Genomic DNA, 2671 nt, shown 5'->3' with positions numbered 1-2671 from the left:
CCGCAGGCGTTGTAGATGGCGTTGCCGAGCGCCGGTGCGACCACCGTGACAGCAGGCTCGCCGACGCCGGTCGCCTTCTCGCCATTGGCGATGACGGCGATCGCGACCTCCGGCACCTGGCTCATGCGCAACGGCGTGTAGCTGTCGAAGTTGGTCTGCTCGATGCCGCCATCCTTCAACGTCGCCTTCTCGTACATGGCCAGCGACAGGCCCCACAGCGCCGCACCCTCGACCTGGGCGCGGATATTGTCGGGATGCACCTGGGTGCCGACATCGGTCGCCACGGTGAGCTTCTTCACCGTGACCGCGCCGTTGTCAGCGACGGCGACATGGGCGACGCACGCCGTCCAGCTCGCGGTCGCGCGCTCCTGCGACGACACGCAGGCCACGCCCATGCCCTCGCCTTTCGGCAGCTTCTTCGCGCCGTAGCCGGAGAGGCCCATCGCCGCGAGCAGCGTGTTGCGCAGCCGCTGCGCGCCGCCATCGTTCTTGCCCTTGCCGTCGAGCAACGCGATGCGGAACTGCGCCGGGTCCTGACCCGACGCGGCCGCGATCTCGTCGATCATGCTCTCGACCGCCCAGAACGTCCAACCCGGCGCCACCGAGCGGAGCTGCCCGGACGGCGTCGCATTATGCGCGAGCTCGTTCTTGATCGCGCGCACATGGTGGTTGGGCACGGTGTAGAAGAAGTCGGCGCCGTTGACCGTGAACGAGTCGAGCGGGCCCTTCTTGTCGACCGAGGGCGACAGGAAGTCCGGGATGCCCCAACGCGCCGTCGGCCAGGCCGAGACGACGTCGTGGCTGAGCGCGATCAGCTTGCCGCTGGCGTCGAGCCCTGCCTTCACTTTCTGGTAGGTGAGCGGCCGCGAGTAGTCCATCGTCATGTCGTTCTCGCGGGAATAGATCACCTTGACCGGCTTGCCGACGGCCTTGGCCGCCTGCACCGCCGGCACCATCATGTCGGCATCGAGCCTGCGGCCGAAGCCGCCGCCGAGCCAGGCCTGATGCATCACGACATATTTGGGATCGATCCCGGCGGCACCGGCCGCGATCGCGCCGGAGCGGGTCGCGAACTGGTTGCCGGAGTAGATGTGCAGAATGTCGCCCTTGAACTCGGCGGTCGCGTTCATCGGCTCCATCGGCGCGTGGATGTTGATGCTGGTGGTGTACTCCGCCTCCAGCACCTTCACCGCACTGGCGAGCGCCGCATTGGCATCGCCGTCCTTGACGAAGAACTGACCCGAGTCGTCCTGCGCCTGCAGCCGCATCGCCTCGGTGATGATCGAGTCGGTGCTGACATTGGCGTAGGGACCCTTGTCGTAGCTGATCTTCAGCGCATCCGCGGCCTTCTTGGCGTTGGCGAACGTGCTCGCCACCGCGACCACCCAGCCCGACGTCGAGCCGGTCTTGTCGTCGAGCACGACCGCCTTGATGAAGCCCGGGACCTTCTTGGCCTCGCTGTCATCGACGGACTTGACCGTCGCGCCGAAGCGCACCGGCGGCGTCACCACCTTGCCGTAGACCATGCCCGGCAGCATCGTATCGATGCCGTATTTCGCCGTGCCGTTGGTCTTGGAGGGGATGTCGAGCTGCGGCACCGAGACGCCGATCATGGTGTACTGATCGGGCGTCTTCAGCATGATCGCCTTCAGCTCGTCGGGCGTGAAGCTCTTGGTGATCTTACCGCTCTTGACGATCTCGGCATAGCTCATCTGCTTCTTCGACTTCGCGGTGCATCACGATGCCGTCGCGCACCGTGAGCTCCTTGGCCGGCACGCCCATGCGGTCGCAGCCGCCTCGGTCAGCGCGATGCGGCCGGCGGCGCCGGCGCGGCTCATCGCGTCGAAGTTCATCATCGTGCTCCAGCTGCCGCCGGTGATCTGGGCGCCGAGCACGGGGTCGTTGAACTTCGGATCATTGGAGGCGAGCTGGACGCGCATGTCCTTCCACGCAGCCCCAAGCTCCTCGCAGATGATCTGCGCCATGGTGGAGGCAATGTGCTGGCCCATGTCGGCCTTGCCGCAGGTCACGGTGACCAGGCCATCCGGCGCGATCGAGTACCAGACGGTCGGCTCGAAGCTCGTCGGCGTCGTTGCAGCAAGAGCGCTGTCAGCGAGGCCGGCATAACCGAGCACGAGGCCGGTGGCGGCGGTGCCGACCAGGAAGGAGCGGCGGCTGAGATCGGCGGCCATGGCGGGCGCTGCTTTCACGTGCTGGTTCATGTCGCCCTCCGGTCGCTGGTGTTCGACGCGGTGCGCATCTCGGATGCGGCGCGCTGGATCGCCTTCTGGATCCGCGAATAGGTCATGCAGCGGCAGAGATTGCCGTCCATGTGCGCTGTGATCTCCTCCTTGGTCGGGCTGGTCGTCTTGGCGAGCAGCGAGGCCGCCTGCATGATCTGCCCCGACTGGCAGTAACCGCATTGCGGCACCTGCTCGGCGATCCACGCCTTCTGCAAGGGATGATCGCCCTTCTGCGACAGGCCCTCGATGGTCGTGATCTTCTTGTCCTTGACGTCGCCGACCATGGTCTGGCACGAGCGCACCGCCTCGCCGTTGACGTGCACGGTGCAGGCGCCGCACAGCCCGGCGCCGCAGCCGAACTTGGTGCCGGTCATCTGCAACTGCTCGCGGATGACCCATAGCAGCGGCGTGTCGTTCGCCGCATCGAC

At 66.5% G+C, this 2671-nt stretch carries 3 protein-coding genes; all 3 read right to left on the bottom strand.

Features of this window, described 5'->3' with window-relative positions; genetic code table 11:
• On the bottom strand, positions 1-1712 hold a 1712-nt coding region (locus BRAS3809_RS29065; RefSeq protein WP_283805781.1), incomplete at its 3' end, for a xanthine dehydrogenase family protein molybdopterin-binding subunit.
• A 24-nt stretch (positions 1713-1736) separates the two neighbouring features.
• Positions 1737-2222, bottom strand: coding sequence for a molybdopterin cofactor-binding domain-containing protein (locus BRAS3809_RS37665; RefSeq protein WP_008965590.1), 486 nt, complete (start codon positions 2220-2222; stop codon positions 1737-1739).
• On the bottom strand, positions 2219-2671 hold a 453-nt coding region (locus tag BRAS3809_RS29060), incomplete at its 5' end, for a (2Fe-2S)-binding protein (RefSeq protein WP_240535797.1). The genes BRAS3809_RS29060 and BRAS3809_RS37665, both read right to left, overlap by 4 nt.

Source organism: Bradyrhizobium sp. STM 3809 (genome assembly GCF_000239795.1).
Taxonomy (GTDB): Bacteria; Pseudomonadota; Alphaproteobacteria; order Rhizobiales; family Xanthobacteraceae; genus Bradyrhizobium.
The sequence above is the reverse complement of the archived record's forward strand: the minus strand, read 5'-3'. Positions and strand labels throughout refer to the sequence as shown.

What these genes read in the sequence shown, in the direction of transcription:
- BRAS3809_RS37665 (WP_008965590.1), bottom strand. Translation starts at nt 2,222, where the DNA reads ATGAACCAGCACGTGAAAGCAGCGCCCGCCATGGCCGCCGATCTCAGC.